The organism is Pseudomonas sp. LBUM1656 (genome assembly GCF_059716065.1).
Window position 1 is genome coordinate 5,466,286 of the sequence record NZ_CP166800.1, and the last position, 16,332, is coordinate 5,482,617.

The 16,332-nt window shown below is 58.5% G+C and carries 17 protein-coding genes; 11 read left to right on the plus strand and 6 right to left on the minus strand.

Translation table 11 applies throughout. The annotated features are described in order from the left end of the window. Positions 1–61 precede the first annotated feature (61 nt). Both ACA072_RS24705 and ACA072_RS24710 read left to right on the plus strand, forming a co-directional pair. Complete coding sequence (locus ACA072_RS24705) at positions 62–3,004, plus strand: DUF748 domain-containing protein (protein ID WP_497621178.1); 2,943 nt, start codon at positions 62–64, stop codon at positions 3,002–3,004. Beyond that, on the plus strand, positions 3,004–3,300 hold the full coding sequence (locus tag ACA072_RS24710) for a DUF2845 domain-containing protein (protein ID WP_497621180.1): 297 nt from the start codon (positions 3,004–3,006) through the stop codon (positions 3,298–3,300). Before ACA072_RS24705 ends, ACA072_RS24710 begins: the two co-directional genes overlap by 1 nt. 314 nt (positions 3,301–3,614) lie before the next feature. On the opposite strand, the gene ACA072_RS24715 is transcribed toward ACA072_RS24710, so the two are convergent. Continuing rightward, positions 3,615–3,968 carry a BON domain-containing protein gene (locus tag ACA072_RS24715; protein ID WP_497621182.1) on the minus strand — a complete coding sequence of 118 codons (354 nt, stop codon included), beginning with the start codon at positions 3,966–3,968 and terminating at the stop codon, positions 3,615–3,617. Between the two features lie 311 nt (positions 3,969–4,279). After that, the gene (locus ACA072_RS24720) at positions 4,280–4,687 is read right to left on the minus strand and encodes a pilin (RefSeq protein ID WP_010467585.1); all 408 of its coding nucleotides are present in this window, start codon (positions 4,685–4,687) and stop codon (positions 4,280–4,282) included. A gap of 225 nt (positions 4,688–4,912) precedes the next feature. Between ACA072_RS24720 and pilB the strand changes: the two genes are divergently transcribed. The 5 genes from pilB to yacG are packed head-to-tail and all read left to right on the plus strand — an operon-like array spanning position 4,913 to position 9,524. Further along, positions 4,913–6,613 carry a type IV-A pilus assembly ATPase PilB gene (gene pilB, locus ACA072_RS24725; RefSeq protein WP_497621183.1) on the plus strand — a complete coding sequence of 567 codons (1,701 nt, stop codon included), beginning with the start codon at positions 4,913–4,915 and terminating at the stop codon, positions 6,611–6,613. A gap of 2 nt (positions 6,614–6,615) precedes the next feature. Next, positions 6,616–7,833 (plus strand): type II secretion system F family protein, encoded by a 1,218-nt coding sequence (locus ACA072_RS24730; protein WP_497621184.1) that lies wholly within the window; start codon positions 6,616–6,618, stop codon positions 7,831–7,833. 1 nt (position 7,834) lies between these two features. Next, positions 7,835–8,707 (plus strand): prepilin peptidase, encoded by an 873-nt coding sequence (locus ACA072_RS24735; protein WP_497621185.1) that lies wholly within the window; start codon positions 7,835–7,837, stop codon positions 8,705–8,707. Then, positions 8,704–9,327 carry a dephospho-CoA kinase gene (gene coaE / locus ACA072_RS24740; protein WP_497621186.1) on the plus strand — a complete coding sequence of 208 codons (624 nt, stop codon included), beginning with the start codon at positions 8,704–8,706 and terminating at the stop codon, positions 9,325–9,327. Before ACA072_RS24735 ends, coaE begins: the two co-directional genes overlap by 4 nt. Then, positions 9,324–9,524, plus strand: coding sequence for a DNA gyrase inhibitor YacG (gene yacG, locus ACA072_RS24745; protein WP_462025349.1), 201 nt, complete (start codon positions 9,324–9,326; stop codon positions 9,522–9,524). The genes coaE and yacG overlap by 4 nt, the downstream gene beginning before the upstream one ends. Positions 9,525–9,527: 3 nt before the next feature. Here the strand turns inward: yacG and ACA072_RS24750 are convergent, their stop codons facing one another. Together ACA072_RS24750 and ACA072_RS24755 are read right to left on the minus strand one after the other, a co-directional pair. Continuing rightward, positions 9,528–9,743, minus strand: coding sequence for a hypothetical protein (locus ACA072_RS24750; RefSeq protein WP_131061760.1), 216 nt, complete (start codon positions 9,741–9,743; stop codon positions 9,528–9,530). 63 nt (positions 9,744–9,806) lie between these two features. Continuing rightward, entirely contained in the window at positions 9,807–10,496 is a 690-nt protein-coding gene (locus ACA072_RS24755) for an energy-coupling factor ABC transporter permease (protein ID WP_497621187.1), read from the minus strand. Positions 10,497–10,741: 245 nt separating this feature from the next. On the opposite strand from ACA072_RS24755, the gene ACA072_RS24760 reads away from it, so the two are divergent. The 3 genes from ACA072_RS24760 to dctM all read left to right on the plus strand — a co-directional run bounded on the left by ACA072_RS24760 (position 10,742) and on the right by dctM (position 13,732). Continuing rightward, the gene (locus tag ACA072_RS24760) at positions 10,742–11,737 is read left to right on the plus strand and encodes a TRAP transporter substrate-binding protein (protein WP_497621188.1); all 996 of its coding nucleotides are present in this window, start codon (positions 10,742–10,744) and stop codon (positions 11,735–11,737) included. Positions 11,738–11,819: 82 nt separating this feature from the next. Beyond that, on the plus strand, positions 11,820–12,452 hold the full coding sequence (locus ACA072_RS24765; RefSeq protein WP_497621190.1) for a TRAP transporter small permease: 633 nt from the start codon (positions 11,820–11,822) through the stop codon (positions 12,450–12,452). Next, entirely contained in the window at positions 12,449–13,732 is a 1,284-nt protein-coding gene (gene dctM / locus ACA072_RS24770; RefSeq protein WP_497448936.1) for a C4-dicarboxylate TRAP transporter large permease protein DctM, read from the plus strand. Before ACA072_RS24765 ends, dctM begins: the two co-directional genes overlap by 4 nt. A gap of 23 nt (positions 13,733–13,755) precedes the next feature. On the opposite strand, the gene ACA072_RS24775 is transcribed toward dctM, so the two are convergent. Then, complete coding sequence (locus ACA072_RS24775) at positions 13,756–14,688, minus strand: LysR family transcriptional regulator (protein ID WP_497621192.1); 933 nt, start codon at positions 14,686–14,688, stop codon at positions 13,756–13,758. A gap of 121 nt (positions 14,689–14,809) precedes the next feature. On the opposite strand from ACA072_RS24775, the gene ACA072_RS24780 reads away from it, so the two are divergent. Beyond that, positions 14,810–15,052, plus strand: coding sequence for a DUF2790 domain-containing protein (locus ACA072_RS24780; RefSeq protein ID WP_497621194.1), 243 nt, complete (start codon positions 14,810–14,812; stop codon positions 15,050–15,052). 8 nt (positions 15,053–15,060) lie between these two features. On the opposite strand, the gene ACA072_RS24785 is transcribed toward ACA072_RS24780, so the two are convergent. Next, the gene (locus ACA072_RS24785; protein ID WP_497621196.1) at positions 15,061–16,329 is read right to left on the minus strand and encodes an OprD family porin; all 1,269 of its coding nucleotides are present in this window, start codon (positions 16,327–16,329) and stop codon (positions 15,061–15,063) included. Between the last annotated feature and the right edge of the window lie 3 nt (positions 16,330–16,332).

The window sequence follows — 16,332 nt, forward strand, 5'->3', positions numbered from 1 at the left end:
TCGGAACCGGATTCGCGTGCCATACTCCAACGCACTCCGATTCAGACAGATGAAGCCGCACATGCCCAAAGGATTGATTCGCGCTATTGGCGCATTGTTGACTGCTCTGGCCCTTTACAGCCTGCTGGGGTTTCTGATTTTACCGGGCATCGCGCTGCGGATTGCCAACCAGCAATTGGCCAATTACGCGACGATGCCCGCCACGATTTCCCGCATCGAACTCAACCCTTTCAGCCTGGAAGTGACCCTCTGGGACCTGGTCGTCGGCGAACCGGGCAAGGAACAGGTCGGTTTTGAACGCCTGTACGCCAACTTGCAGCTCGACAGCCTGTGGACCAAGGCGCTGCACCTGTCCGATATCGAAATCGACAAACCCAAGACCGAAATCCTGTTTGGCAAGGACGGCAAACTCAATCTGCTGGGCCTGTTCAAAATCCCCGCCAGTGAACCGACCCCGGTCGACCCGGACGCCAAGCCGTTTCCGTTGCGTATCGAGCGGATCAAACTGGCGGGCGGTAATGTGCACTTTCTCGATGCGCGCCCCAGCGAACCCATTGAATTCCTCTACGACAAGCTGGATTTCGAACTGAAGAACCTCAGCACCCTGCCCGAAGACAGTGCCGACATGACGTTGGTGGCCATCGGCCCGGCAGGTGGACAGATCGACTGGACCGGTAACTTCAGCCTGATCCCGATTGCCTCCGAAGGTAAGCTGAAGATCACCGACGGCAAGATGAAAGCCTTTTGGCCGTATGTGCGTGACGCGTTGCCACTGGTGCTCAAAGACGGCGTCATCAACCTCAGCACCGACTACAAACTTAACTTATCCAAGGAAACCGAACTGCTGCTGAGCAATGTCGCGGTCAGCATCGCGCCATTCGCCGTCAACGCACCGGACGGTCGTCCACTGGCAAAGCTTGCACGTCTGGACGTCAGCGAAACTACCGTGGACCTGGCCAAGCAGCAAGTGGTGGTCGGCAAGATCCGCAGCCAGAAACTCGAAACCTGGGCCGCTATCGAAGCCGATGGGCAACTCGACTGGCAAAAGCTGTTCGCCAGCCAACCGTCCAAGGCAGCCGTGAAGGCTGATGCCGAACCAACCAGCACCCCGGCGGCCGCCGACTCACCGAAAGCTGAACCCGTCCCGCCAAACAAACCCTGGCAAGTGCTGCTCAAAGACGTGCAACTGCGTGATTACCAGGTTCATCTGGCCGATCGCAAAGCGCAACCCGCCGTCGCATTGGACGTTGGCCCGCTGAACCTCGACCTGCAGAATTTCGACAGCCTCAACGGCTCGCCCTTCAACCTCAAGCTCGACACCGGCGTGGGCAAGCAGGGCAAGCTCATGGCCGACGGCGTGGTCAATCTGGCACCGGTCAGCGCCAAACTGAACGTGCAGACCAAGGACATCGACCTGCGTGTCGCCCAGTCCTACATCAACCCGTTCATTCGCCTGGAACTGCGCAGCGGCATGCTCGGCAGTGATCTGGCGGTCGACCTGAAAAGCACCGAGCCCTTAGCGTTCAGCGTCACTGGCAAAGCGCAGGTCGATCAATTGCATACCCTCGACACCCTCAAGACTCGCGACTTCCTCAAGTGGCAGCAACTGGTGCTCGAAGGCCTGAACTATCAACACGGCGACAGCCTGTCGATCAACAAGGTCAACCTGTTCCAGCCTTACGTGCGCTTCATGATCAACGATGACCGCACCACCAACATCGATGACCTGCTGATCCCGCAACCGGCCGACACCGGGGTTGCCAAGCCAGCCCAAGGCAAACCCGCCAGCAAGGAAAAACCGCTGGGCATCCACGTTGGCGGCGTTGCCATCAATGACGGTTCGGCGAACTTCGCCGACTTCAGCCTGACCCCGAACTTCGCCACGGCCGTGCAACAGCTCAACGGGCAGATCGGCACCATCGACAGCCGCCAGGCAAAACCGGCCACAGTCGATATCAAAGGCAAGGTAGACCGCTACGCGCCCGTGACCATCAAGGGTTCGGTCAACCCGTTCGACCCGATGGCCAGCCTCGACATCGCCACCAGTTTCAAACGCGTGGAACTGACCACGCTGACGCCCTACTCCGGCAAGTTCGCCGGTTACCGGATTCGCAAGGGCCGGCTCAATCTCGACCTGCATTACATCATCGTCAAGGGCCAGCTCAAGGCCGAAAACAAAGTGGTGGTCGAGCAGTTGCAACTGGGTGAGAAAGTCGACAGTCCGGACGCTGTCAGCCTGCCGCTGAAACTGGCGATTGCGTTGCTCAAGGACGTCGACGGCAAGATTTCCATCGAGCTGCCGGTGACCGGCGACCTGAATAACCCGCAGTTCAGCGTCATGCCGATTGTCTGGCAGACCCTGCGCAACCTGATCGTCAAGGCCGCGGCCGCCCCGTTCAAAATGATTGGCGGGCTGGTGAGTGGCGGTGGTTCGCAAGATTTGGGCACCGTCTCGTTTGCACCGGGTTCCAGCGAGCTGAGCAAAGACGCCGAGGGTTCGTTGGTCAAACTGTCCCAGGCCCTCAAGGAGCGTCCGGCCCTGCGCCTGGAAATCGAAGGCACCGCTGCGGCCAGTAGCGACGGCCCGCTGATTGCCGAGCAACGGCTTGAGCGCGAGTACCAGTACAACTACTACAAAATGCTCCAGCGGCGCGGTGACAAGGTCCCGGCCCAGGCTTCATTGCTGCAAGTGCCGGACGGCGAAAAAGGTCCGCTGCTGGAAGGGATCTACCGCACGCGCCTGAAGAACCAGCCACCCGCCGAATGGAAGGATCTGGGCAAGGAAGAACGCACCGCAAAAATGCGCGCAGACGTGATCAAGTTCTGGAGTTCCAGCGATGTGCTGCTGCGCCAGCTCGGTCAGGAACGCGCCAGCAGCATCAAGGATTACCTGGTGGACAAGGCGCAGATGGCCGATGAACGTGTCTACTTCATCGACGCCCAATTGGGCGAGGCGGAAAGTGACGGTCGGGTGGTAACGCCAATGCACCTGGATGCCGAGTGATGATCAGACGATTGCTGATCAGCCTGAGCCTGGCACTCGCGACCAGTCAGGCTTCGGCGGCCGATACCCTGCGCTGCGGCAGTCAATTGGTCAGCGTCGGCGATCGCTCCAGCGAAGTGCTGCAGAAGTGCGGCGAACCGGTCAGCCGCGATCTGCTGGGCTACAAGCGCAGTGCCAATCGACGGGAAGAGTTTCAGGTCGAGGAATGGACCTACGGGCCCAACGGCGGGATGTACCAGTATCTGCGGTTCGAAGGTAATCGGCTGAGACAGATCACCAGCAAACGCGGTAACTGAACCCACAAATCCAAAGTGGGCACAGGAAAATGTGGGAGCGGCGGTGCGGCGATCCGACTTGCTCGCGAAAGCGGTGTGTCAGCCAACATCAATGCTGAATGACACACCGCCTTCGCGAGCAAGTCGGATCGCCGCACCGCCGCTCCCACATTGTTTTTGGGTGCGCCCACAATAGAACAGGCCCCCGACACGAATGTCGGAGGCCTGTAATGACCACATCCTTGTGGCCTTTCGCATGAACTCTCCAGAAGCGACAGGCGTATTGCTCGGCCCGCCTGTCGCGCCTTCTCCCAGTCCAGGCGAGAAGTCTTGCCTTACTCGGCTTTCAGGCCGGCAGCGGATACGTCTTTAACGCCTTTGATTTTCTTGGCGATAGCCACTGCGACGTCTTTCTGGGATTCAGTCACGGCAGTGGTGGAAGACAGGGAAACAACACCTTTGTTGGTTTCAACTTTGATGTCAGTGCCAGGAATGCCTTTCTCGGTAACCAGATCTGCTTTGACTTTGGTGGTGATCCAGGTATCGGAGACATCTGCTTTTGCTTCGGTGACTTCACCGGCAGCCAGAACCATTGGAGCCGGGGTCGCCTGGGTTTGAGCGAATGCAGCGTTGGCCATGGTCAGGGTCAGCGCGGTAGCAGCAGCGGCAGCGATAGCGAACTTCTTCATACGAGTAACTCCTGTTTTTCTAGAAAGTCTGCTGCGTGTCTTGTCAGCAGGGTTACTGGGTATATTGCGAACGCTGTGCCAACTTTGAGACAGATGAAAAACCCTTATAAAACAATGTGTTATCAAATAGACCAATTTTCGAAATCATGCAAAATGCATGACTTTGAATTTATCTACATGCAAGTTGCGGGTTTTACCGTGGGCCTAAGGCCATGAATTGTCGAAAGTTTCTCTAAACATTCATGACCCTGCGAACTGCGGACAAAAAAATACCCCGCCTCGTGAAAGGCGGGGTATTTGTAACGTGAGTATCAGACGCCTGTGCAGCCTTTAGGCGCGTATTCCTGAGCGACGGTGGTGGCGCATGTCCAGCCAGTCAGGGAGCGCGTCAGAGTAATTGTTTTGCTCAGGACCGGACCTGGAGCATTGAGAATCGTGCAACCGATGGTGCCGGTGCCGTCAGTCGCGACACCCGCTGCCGTGGTCGTGCAATTGGAGGTCGTCGCGGTTCCGCCCACTTTTGTCAGATCCGGATTGGTGCCGGAGTTCATAAGGTCTTCAAACGGGACTTTCAACGCCGTGATCTCTGCCAGGCCGGCCGTCACCTTGGCGCGCGCTTGATACTTCGAGTAAGCCGGCAACGCAAACGTCGCCAGAATCCCGATGATCGCCACCACGATCAACAGTTCGATCAGGGTAAAACCTTTTTGAGTATTCATAGACAGGCTCCATGCATGAGTCGAAATCTCATGATCTGAATGAGCTTCAGCACAGCCCGTGCCAAGCGCTGCGCTCCCTGTTTTCGGGGCACAAAGCCAAGGTATGGACCTTTCCTACCCCCAGGATCCGCACTATCTGACACTATTTGTCACCTGACGGCCGCTGGTTTGGCTCAGCTCCTTGACTAGGCTATAAGTCATGAACTGTCTGCGTCCGGTATCCCAATGAATGACATCGCCCTTAGCGGTCTGGCCAAGCAATTGGTCCTGGCCGAACTGCTCACTGACCAAAGCGCGCAACAGGCGTATCAGCAAGCTCAACGCAGCAAAATTTCCCTGGTCAGTTATCTGGTGCAGAACAGACTGGTGAAGAGCCGACAGGTCGCCGAGATTGCCTCGGAGCATTTCGGCATGCCGCTGCTTGACCTCAGTTGCCTGGATAAAGAAACCCAACCCCGAGGGCTGGTCAGCGAGAAACTGATCCGTCAGCACCATGCCCTGCCCCTCTGGCGTCGTGGCAACAAGCTGTTCGTGGGGGTTTCCGACCCGACCAATCATCAAGCCATCAATGACATCCAGTTCAGTACCGGGCTGAACACCGAAGCCATTCTGGTGGAGGACGATAAACTCGGCGATGCCATCGATAAATTCTTCGACAGCCAATCCACCGGCCTGGAAGACATGGCTGATGTTGACCTTGACGGGCTGGACATCGAGTCGGTCGATGACAATAAAAAGGACTCCATCCCGGGCCAGGACGCCGATGACGCGCCGGTGGTGCGCTTCGTCCACAAGATGTTGCTCGATGCGATCAAGAGCGGTTCGTCCGACCTGCATTTCGAGCCCTACGAAAAAACCTACCGGGTGCGGATGCGCACCGACGGCATGCTGCGCGAAGTCGCCAAGCCACCGAGCCAACTGGCCAACCGCATCGCGGCGCGGCTGAAAGTCATGGCCAGCCTCGACATCTCCGAGCGGCGCAAACCCCAGGACGGGCGGATCAAGATGCGCCTGTCCAAGACCAAATCCATCGACTTCCGGGTCAACACCCTGCCGACCCTGTGGGGCGAGAAAGTGGTGATCCGGATCCTCGACCCGTCCAGCGCGCAAATGGGCATCGACGCTCTCGGCTACGAACCTGAACAGAAAGCCTTGTACATGGCCGCGCTGAAGCAGCCACAGGGCATGATCCTGGTCACCGGGCCAACCGGTTCGGGCAAGACCGTGTCGCTCTACACCGGGCTGAATATCCTCAACACCGTGGACATCAACATTTCCACCGCCGAAGACCCGGTGGAGATCAACATGGAAGGCATCAACCAGGTCAACGTCAATCCCAAGCAAGGGCTGGATTTCGCCCAGGCGCTGCGCTCGTTCCTGCGTCAGGACCCGGACGTGATCATGGTCGGTGAAATCCGTGACCTCGAAACCGCCGAGATCGCCATCAAAGCCGCCCAGACCGGGCACATGGTGCTATCCACCCTGCACACCAACAGCGCCGCAGAAACCCTGACCCGCTTGCACAACATGGGCATCCAGGGCTTCAACATCGCGACGTCGGTCACCCTGATCATTGCCCAGCGGCTGGCGCGCAAGTTGTGCAACCACTGCAAGAAACCCATCGAGATTCCCCGCGAAGCGTTGCTCAAGGAAGGCTTCCCCGAGGAACGCATCGGCTCGTTCACGATCTATGAGCCGGTCGGTTGCGATCAGTGCAACGGCGGCTACAAAGGGCGAGTGGGGATTTATGAAGTGGTGAAGAACACACCGGACCTGCAACGGCTGATCATGGCCGAAGGCAATTCACTGGAAATCGACATCCAGATGCGCAAGGACGGTTTCAACGACTTGCGCACCTCGGGCTTGATCAAGGCCATGCAAGGCGTCACCAGCCTTGAAGAAATCAACCGGGTCACCAAGGACTGAACATGGCGGTCAAAGCAGCAAAAATCAGCGTCTACGCCTGGGAAGGCACGGACCGCAAAGGCTCCAAAATGACCGGCGAGTTGAGCGGCCTCAACCCGGCGTTGATCAAGGCTCAGTTGCGCAAGCAGGGGATCAACCCCGGCAGGGTACGCAAGAAATCCGCTTCGATTTTCAGCTTCGGCAAACGCATCAAGGCCCAGGAAATCGCCCTGTTTACCCGGCAGATGGCGACCATGATGAAAGCCGGTGTACCGCTGCTGCAGTCGTTCGACATTATCGGCGAAGGCTTTGACAACCCGGCCATGCGCAAACTGGTGGACGAGGTGAAACAGGAAGTCGCGGCGGGTAACAGCTTCGCCGCGTCCTTGCGCAAAAAACCGCAGTATTTCGATGAGCTGTACTGCAACCTCGTCGATGCTGGTGAACAGGCCGGCGCGCTGGACACCCTGCTGGAAAGGGTGGCGACCTACAAGGAAAAGAGCGAAAGCCTGAAAGCCAAGATCAAGAAAGCCATGACCTACCCGCTGGCCGTGGTCTTCGTGGCGATCATTGTCACCGGGATTCTGCTGGTCAAGGTGGTGCCGCAGTTCGAGTCGGTGTTCAAGGGCTTTGGCGCCGAATTGCCGGCCTTCACGGTGATGGTCATCGGCTTGTCCGAGTTCATGCAGGACTGGTGGTGGATGATGCTCGGCGTGTTGATCGCCGCCATCTTCGGTGTGCGCCACGCGTTTAAAACATCCCAGGGCTTTCGGGACCGGATGGACACCTGGCTGCTGAAACTGCCGCTGATCGGCACGTTGATGTACAAGTCTGCCGTGGCCCGTTACGCCCGCACCCTGTCGACCACGTTCGCCGCTGGCGTGCCGTTGGTCGAAGCCCTGGAGTCGGTGGCTGGCGCGACCGGCAACATCGTGTTCAAGCGTGCGGTGCTGCGCATCAAGCAAGACGTGTCGACCGGCATGCAGCTGAATTTTTCCATGCGCACCTCCGGCATCTTTCCCAGCATGGCGATTCAACTGACTGCCATTGGCGAAGAATCCGGTGCACTGGACGACATGCTCGATAAGGTCGCGAGCTTCTACGAGGATGAAGTGGACAATATGGTCGACAATCTCACCAGCCTGATGGAGCCGTTCATCATGGTGGTGCTGGGTGTTATTGTCGGAGGCCTGGTGGTTGCGATGTACCTGCCCATCTTCCAACTCGGCTCAGCGATCTGACATGCCCTTGAACGACATCCTGACCCTCTACCCACTGGTCTTCGTGGTCATCGCCCTGGCGGTCGGCCTGCTGATCGGCAGCTTTCTCAACGTGGTGGTCTGGCGCCTGCCGAAAATGCTCCACCGTGAATGGCGGCTGCAAGCCCACGAAGTGTTGGGCGTGCCGCCCGAGGTGCCAGGCCCTGCGTACAACCTGATGCTGCCTCATTCGCAATGCCCGCATTGCGACCATCGAATCCGCGCCTGGGAAAACATTCCGCTGCTCAGTTATCTGTTTTTACGGGGTCGATGCTCGATCTGCGCGGCGCCGATCAGCAAGCGTTATCCGCTGACCGAACTGGCCTGTGGTCTGCTCTCGGCGTTTATCGCCTGGCATTTCGGTTTCGGCTGGCAGGCCTGCATGGTGCTGGTGCTGACCTGGGGCTTGCTGGCCATGAGCCTGATCGACGCCGAGCACCAACTGCTGCCGGATGTGCTGGTGCTGCCGCTGCTGTGGCTGGGGTTGATCGTCAACAGCTTTGGGTTGTTCGTGTCATTGCATGAGGCGTTGTGGGGCGCGGTGGCCGGTTACATGACGTTGTGGACGGTGTTCTGGTTGTTCAAGCTGCTCACCGGCAAGGACGGCATCGGTCACGGCGATTTCAAGCTGCTGGCCATGATCGGCGCTTGGGGCGGCTGGCAGATATTGCCCCTGACCCTCCTCCTGTCATCACTCGTGGGGGCGATTATCGGCGTGATTTTGCTGCGCCTGCGCAATGCAGATAACTCGACACCGATCCCCTTCGGACCCTTTCTGGCAATTGCCGGCTGGATTGCCTTGCTCTGGGGTGGTCAAATAACCGGCTTCTATTGGCAGTTTGTCGGTTTGAAATGAATACCCCTGTGGAAAAACCCTGGATTCTCGGCCTGACCGGCGGCATCGGCAGCGGCAAAAGCGCGGCGGCCCAGCACTTCATCGACCTCGGTGTACACGTGGTGGACGCCGATCATGCGGCGCGCTGGGTGGTGGAACCGGGTCGCCCGGCGCTGGCGCAAATCGCCGAACATTTCGGCCCCGGCGTGTTGCAAGCCGACGGGCAACTGGATCGCGCAGCGCTGCGCAAGCTGATCTTCGAAGTGCCAGAGGAACGCCGCTGGCTCGAAGCGTTGCTGCATCCGCTGATCGCCAAGGAAATCACCGATCACCTGGCCAAGGCACAATCGCCTTACGCGATTCTGGTTTCGCCGTTGCTGATCGAGTCCGGGCAGTACGCCATGACCCAACGGGTCCTGGTGATCGATGCCCCGGAACAGCTACAGATCGAACGCACCTTGCAGCGTGACCAGACCAGCGAGCAACAGGTCCAGGCGATCCTCAAGGCGCAATCCAGCCGCCAGGACCGCGTGAGCCACGCCGACGATGTGGTGGTTAACGACCGCGACCTCGCCTGGCTGCACAGCGAGGTCGAACGCCTGCATCACTTTTACCTTACTTTGCGTGGAGGCCAGTCATGAGCCAGATCCCAACCGTCGAATGCCCAACTTGCGGCGCCCCCGTTGAATTTAGCCCGGAGAGCAAATTCCGGCCGTTCTGTTCGGACCGGTGCAAACTGATCGACCTGGGCGCCTGGGCGTCGGAAGAACACAAGATTCCGGTCAGCCCGGATGCCGAAGACGACCTGTTCAGCGAAGACTTCGAACCGCGCCACTGACTCTCAGGGCCGCATAAAGCCGTAGTCCTGGCCTTCATCGAGGTTTTCCGCAAGAAAACGCAACTCGTCGGCCAGGTCTTCGGCACTGCGCACGGCCTTGCTCTGCTGCACCACGGCGCTGAGCAAGGCGCGCAAGCTCAACCCCGGATCAAATCCGACTTCCTGCGCGCCATCCAGACTCTGACGCAACTCCTGCCTTGCCCATTCGTAGACACTCATTTCGATGCTCCTGAAGGTTTTGCGGAGCATGGATTCGTGAGCGGCTTTTGCATTTGACGTGGATCAAGAGTTGGGATCGTCGTCTTTCCAGGGTGCCGAAAGGTAGCGTGTGCGATTGAAGGTCTCCAGCCATTCGGGGCAGAACACCACCAGCGCACTGACCACCATGCCGTTGATGAACGCCTCCGGAAAAATGATCAGCCACAGATAACCGACAAAATCCTCGAGCCAATAAGGCATGGCAAAAAGCTCGTCATACCACAGCAACGTCAGCGCCAACACCAGGCACAACAACGCCGAAAGCGCTGCGGCGGAAAAACCGGAAACGAAGATATACACGAAGGGATTACGCGGCTGCGCTCGCTCCACCAGGATCGCGCAGCATTCGGTGACCAGCACCGGCAGCAGAATAAACAGCGCGCCGTTGACCCCCATCGCCAGCAGATCCTGGCGCCCGAGCAGCACTAAGCCCGCTTGTGCGACCAACCCGCCGACAATCGCCAGTGGCCAGTCAAGCAACAGCGTCACCGCGGTCATGCCGATGAAGTGGTAGGACACGCCCGTATCAAAGTCGCGACGCACCAGCCACAGCATGAACAACGCGAACACCGTGCCGAACAACAGATGCTGGCGGCGCCTGTCGCTGAACAATTCGACCCACGGTGCTCGGGCAACGGCCCAGATCAGCACCGGAACATAGATCAACCAGCCCGCAACGAGGGTTTCAGGCGACAGTAACTCGGCGCCGATCATGGGTGAACCTTCTCCAGCCCCTGGGCCCCTGTAAGCGCAAGATCGGGCGATAACACTGTTCTATATTTCACGCTGCTCCCCTCCTGACCTCCCTCAGTCTACACCGGCGGTTCTGACTGCCCATATCGCTCGCAAATACCCGTCCCGACGACCAATGGTGATTTATTGCCTAGACTCCTTTTGTCCATCGTGCAGATGCAGTTCAGACATCAACTGCACGTAATAACAACAAGGGGAACATCTGAATGCTCAAGTCATTGTGGAACGCAGTTGCCTGCACACTCGCGCTGGGCGTGACGAACCTCGCGCTGGCAGCTGATCCAATCATTATCAAGTTTTCACATGTCGTCGCCGAACAGACGCCCAAAGGCCAAGGCGCCCTGCTGTTCAAGACGCTGGTTGAAGAACGTCTGGCGGGCAAGGTCAAGGTAGAGGTTTATCCGAACTCTGCGCTGTTTGGCGATGGCAAGGAAATGGAGGCGCTGCTGTTAGGCGATGTGCAGATGATTGCGCCGTCGCTGGCCAAATTCGAACAATACACACCCAAGTTACAGCTATTTGATTTGCCCTTCCTGTTCAACGACATCTCGGCAGTTGACCGCTTCCAGCGAAGCCATGAAGGCCAGGAACTTCTCAAGTCCATGGAAAGCAAAAACATCACCGGACTTGCCTATTGGCATAACGGCATGAAGCAGCTGTCCGCCAACAAGGCGCTGCGTGAACCGGGCGATGCCCGCGGCTTGAAATTCCGTGTGCAGGCCTCGGCCGTGCTCGAAGAGCAATTCAAGGCAGTAAAAGCCAACCCGCGCAAGTTGAGCTTCGCCGAGGTGTACCAGAGCTTGCAGACCGGTGTCGTCAATGGCGCGGAAAACCCTTACTCGAACATCTACAGCCAGAAAATGTACGAAGTGCAAAAGTTCATTACCGAGTCCGACCATGGCTTGCTGGATTACATGTTGATCACCAACACCAAGTTCTGGACTGGTCTGCCGCCGGATGTGAAAGCCGAACTGGACAAAATCATCGTCGAGGTCACCACCCAGGTGAACCAAAAGGCAGAGAAACTGAACCAGGATGACAAACAGCGCATCATCGACGCCAAAACCACCGAAATCATCACGCTGACCCCGGAACAACGTGGCAAGTGGCGCGAAGCAATGAAGCCGGTCTGGACGAAGTTCGAAGGTGCTATCGGTGTCGACCTGATCAAGGCCGCCGACGCCTCAAACCAGGCTCAGTAGTCTGCCAGGGGGGCTGCCAAGGGGACTGCCCGGGAAGGCGGCCCCTGTTTCATAGTCGTCACTCGATCAGGAGATGCCACTCATGAATGCCTTGCGGCGCATCTGGGACCACTTTGAAGAAGGCTTCATTGTTTTCCTGCTGGCGGCGATGACGCTGGTGACGTTCGTTTACGTCATCCTGAACAACCTCTATAGCGTTTTCTACAGCTTTGCCGACGCTTGGCCGAGCGCCAGTGAACCGTTATTCGCGATTGGCGACAGCGTCATGGGGATGGCCCAGGCGATGACGTGGAGCATTTCGCTGACCAAAGCCCTGTTTGCCTGGCTGATCTTTTTTGGCTTGTCCTATGGGGTGCGAACGGCCGGGCATATCGGTGTCGATGCCTTGGTGAAACTGGCCAGCAAACCGGCCCAGCGAATCATCGGCATCATTGCCTGCCTTTGCAGCCTGGCCTATGCAGGCCTGCTCGGCGTCGCCAGTTTCGAATGGATTCAAACCTTGTTCATCGCCGAAATCGGCGCCGAAGACCTCGGCCATTACGGCATCAAGCAATGGCACATCGGGCTGATCGTGCCCGTGGGCTTTGCCTTGGTATTCATCCGTTTTGCCGAAATTCTGGTGCGCATCGTGCAAAACCGCCAAACGGGCCTGGGCCTGGCCGATGAGGCCGCGGATGTGTTGAAACTGACCGAGCATGAGGACGACAAGAAATGACCATTCTTTTCCTCTTTGTTGCTCTGTTCGTACTGATGTTTATCGGCGTACCGATCGCCATTTCCCTTGGCTTGGCCGGTTCGCTGACGATCATCCTTTTCAGCCCTGACTCCGTGCGTTCACTGGCCATCAAGTTGTTCGAGACGTCCGAGCACTACACGTTGTTGGCGATCCCGTTCTTTTTGCTGGCCGGCGCCTTCATGACCACGGGCGGTGTGGCACGGCGCTTGATCGATTTTGCCAACGCTTGCGTCGGTCATATTCGCGGCGGCCTGGCCATCGCGGCGGTATTGGCGTGCATGCTGTTCGCTGCGCTGTCCGGCTCAAGCCCCGCCACAGTAGCCGCCGTGGGCTCCATCGCCATCGCGGGCATGGTCCGCTCCGGTTATCCACAGGCGTTCGGTGCCGGTATTGTGTGCAACGCCGGCACGTTGGGCATTCTCATCCCTCCGTCCATCGTGATGGTGGTGTATGCCGCGGCAACCGAAACCTCGGTCGGCAAGCTGTTCATGGCCGGCGTGGTGCCGGGCCTGTTGCTGGGTACTTTCTTGATGATTGCCATCTACATCGTCGCCGTCAGGAAAAACCTGCCCGCCATGCCGCGGGCGACTGTCCGTGAATGGTTGACGGCAGCACGCAAGGCCATCTGGGGCCTGTTGCTCATGGTGATCATCCTGGGCGGCATCTACTCCGGGATGTTCACCCCGACCGAGGCGGCGGCAGTGGCGGCGGTGTACTCGGCATTCGTTGCGCTGTTCGTCTACAAGGACATGACATTCCGTGAAACGCCGAAGGTGCTGCTCGAATCCGCCAAGCTGAGCATCATGCTGATGTTTATCATCGCCAATGCCATGCTCTTCGCACATGTATTGACCACCGAGCAATTACCCCAACAAATCACCGCCTGGGTCATCGGGGCGGGCCTGACGCCGGTGACATTCCTGCTCGTGGTGAACATCGTGTTGTTGGTGGCGGGGGCGTTCATGGAACCCTCGGCAATCATCCTGATCCTGGCGCCAATCCTGTTTCCGATCGCCATGCAGTTGGGGATCGACCCGATCCACCTGGGCATCATCATGGTGGTGAACCTGGAGATCGGCCTGATTACCCCGCCCGTGGGGCTGAATCTGTTCGTCACCTCGGCGGTGACCGGGATGTCGCTGACCGCCACCATCCGTGCAGCCATGCCTTGGCTGATTATCCTGTTGCTGTTCCTGATATTGATTACCTACGTACCGTGGATTTCTCTGGTCCTGCCGAACTGGCTGGGGATGACGTAAACGGGATGAGTCGTTCCGGGCCGTCAGGCCCAATGCCGTGGATCGTTCATCACCGCCTCGTGTTCAGCGAATAGCCTGGGCAATTCAGCCTTGAGGAAGTCCACCCAGGTCCTGACCTTGGCATCGAGAAAACGCCGCGACGGGTACAGCGCATACACATTGCGTTCACGGGGACGCCAGGCCGGCAGCAGGCGCAACAAGGTGCCATCGCTCAAGGGTCGCGTTGCGGTGTAGAACGGAATCAGGCTGATCCCCATGCCAGCCTCCGACGCCTTGACCATCGACTCGGCGACGTTGCACTGAAAGGTCTTGGCCGGGCTGACGGCATGCTCGCCCTCTTCGTCCTGGAACACCCATTCATCGCTGTACAACGGGTCGAGCATGCGCAGGCACTGATGATCATTCAGCGCCATCGGTGTGTGCGGCACACCCCGCCGTTGCAGGTATTGCGGGGAAGCGCAGGGCACGCTGTAAATCTGCCCGATGGTCTGGGCGACCAATTGCGAATCGGCCAGTTCATGGGCAATCGAAATCACCACATCGTGCCCGTCTTCCAGTGGATCGGGATTGCGCTGCGACAGGGTCAGCTCGAACACCACATCAGGGTAAAGCTCGCTGTAACGGGCGATCAACGGCGTGATCAGCACACCCAGCCCGTTCATGCTGTGCACCCGCAGCCGTCCACTCGGTTTGAGATGGGCGCCGCGTGCCTCTGCCGTCGCCTCCTCCATTGATTCGAGTATTTGCCGACTGCGCAGCAGGAAGCGTTCACCGGCCTCGGTCAGGCTCAATCGCCGGGTGGTGCGTTGCAGCAAGCGTGCTTGCACATGCTGCTCCAGATCCGCCACCAGTCGCGACACTTGCGCGGTCGACAGGTCCAGCGCATCGGCGGCGGCGGTAAAACTGGCGCAGTCCACCACGCGGACGAACACCCGCAAGTTATTGAGCAAATCCATAGGCCCTCCAGGGGCGGTGACTGTTACGTTTCATGTAAGGCTGCATCAGGCGCATGCCCCTTTATCGGTCGCGGGCAACGACTAGAATTCAGGTATCGGAATCAACACGGAGCACGAAACAATGAAAAACCTGATCAGCCTGTTTCTGACCGTTGTCGCCACCTCGGCCATGGCCGCCGGCAACGAACCAGCGGCCACCCGTTACAACCCGGCACAGCCGCTGGACATCGCCGAAGTGGTTTCAGTGACAGACACCGCCACCGCCTGCGACGTCGTGCCAGCGACCATGGTCTACATCGATCATCAGGGCGAGACTCATCGCGTGACGTATCATGTGATGGGTAACTGCGTCAGCAGCTTGTGATCGGCGTCTCATAGCAGCGTCCACGTATAGCTGAGGATCAGACGGTTCTCATCGATATCGCTGCGGTAATTGGAGCGCGCCATCACGTTGCGCACGCGAATCCCGAGGCCTTTGAGGCTGCCGCTCTGCAACACATAGCCGAGATCGAGATCACGCTCGCGGTCCTTGCCCTCGAACCCTTGGCCGGTATCGACATTGTTGCCGCTGATATAGCGCACGGTGCTGGTCAGCCCCGGCACGCCGAGCGCCGCGAAATCGTAGTCGTAACGTGCCTGCCAGGAGCGCTCGTCGGTGTAGGCAAACTCGTAGGTCGGCACCTCGTTGCCCAGCGGTGAGATGTTGGCAAAGACTCGCGGGAAGGCGCTGTCGCCGAACATCCCCTGATAGCCGAGATAGAACGTGTGGCCACCGCGCTTGGCCGACAGCAGGGAGAAGAACGCCTGGTTGTCGATATTGCCCAGTAGCTTCTTGCCGTCTTCGCGCGAATCGTAATAGCCAAGGTTGGCGCCCAGGGTCCAGTTGCCCATCGGCTGGCTGTGCTTGAGGCCGATAAAGCGCTGGTTGTAGATATCTTCCAGTTGCCCGAACCAGGCGCTGACCGAGCTGCGTTTATCGTTGAAGGCGTAATCGGCGCCAGCAAAGTTGAAGCCATCACTGCTGACCTGTCGCTGCGGCACATGGCCGAGCATGGCTTGCATTTTTTCGTCGCCAGCCTCGTTGCGCAGGCTGGTCGAATTCAAATGCCCCCCTTGCACCGTCAGGCCATTGATCTCGTTCGAGCTGATGCTTGCGCCCTGATAGCTGGGCGGCAGCAAACGGATATCACTGAAGGCCAGCACCGGCAGATTGGGTTGCAGTTCACCCACCTTCAGTTCGGTCTTGGAGAAACGTACCTTCAACGCGCCTTCCAGACGGCTGTAATCATTCGCGGCACGACCGTCATCCCGCACCGGCAGCAATCCGGTATTGACCCGGTCCGGGCTGCTGTCGAGTTTGAGGCCGAGCAGGCCAATGACATCGACACCAAAACCGACGGGCCCCTGGGTATAACCGGATTTGACGTTGAGGATGAAGCCCTGTGCCCACTCTTCAGCCTTCGACTGATTGTTCGCCCCGACGATGTCGGAAAAGTCCCGGCTGAAGTAGTAATTGCGCGCTTGCAAGGTCGCCGTGGTGTCTTCGATGAAGCCGCCCTCGGCCGCCATCGCACCGGCGGAGAAATTCGAGACGACAGCCATGGACAACGCTGATCCGGTTGTTGGAAAAATCTGTTTCATCGT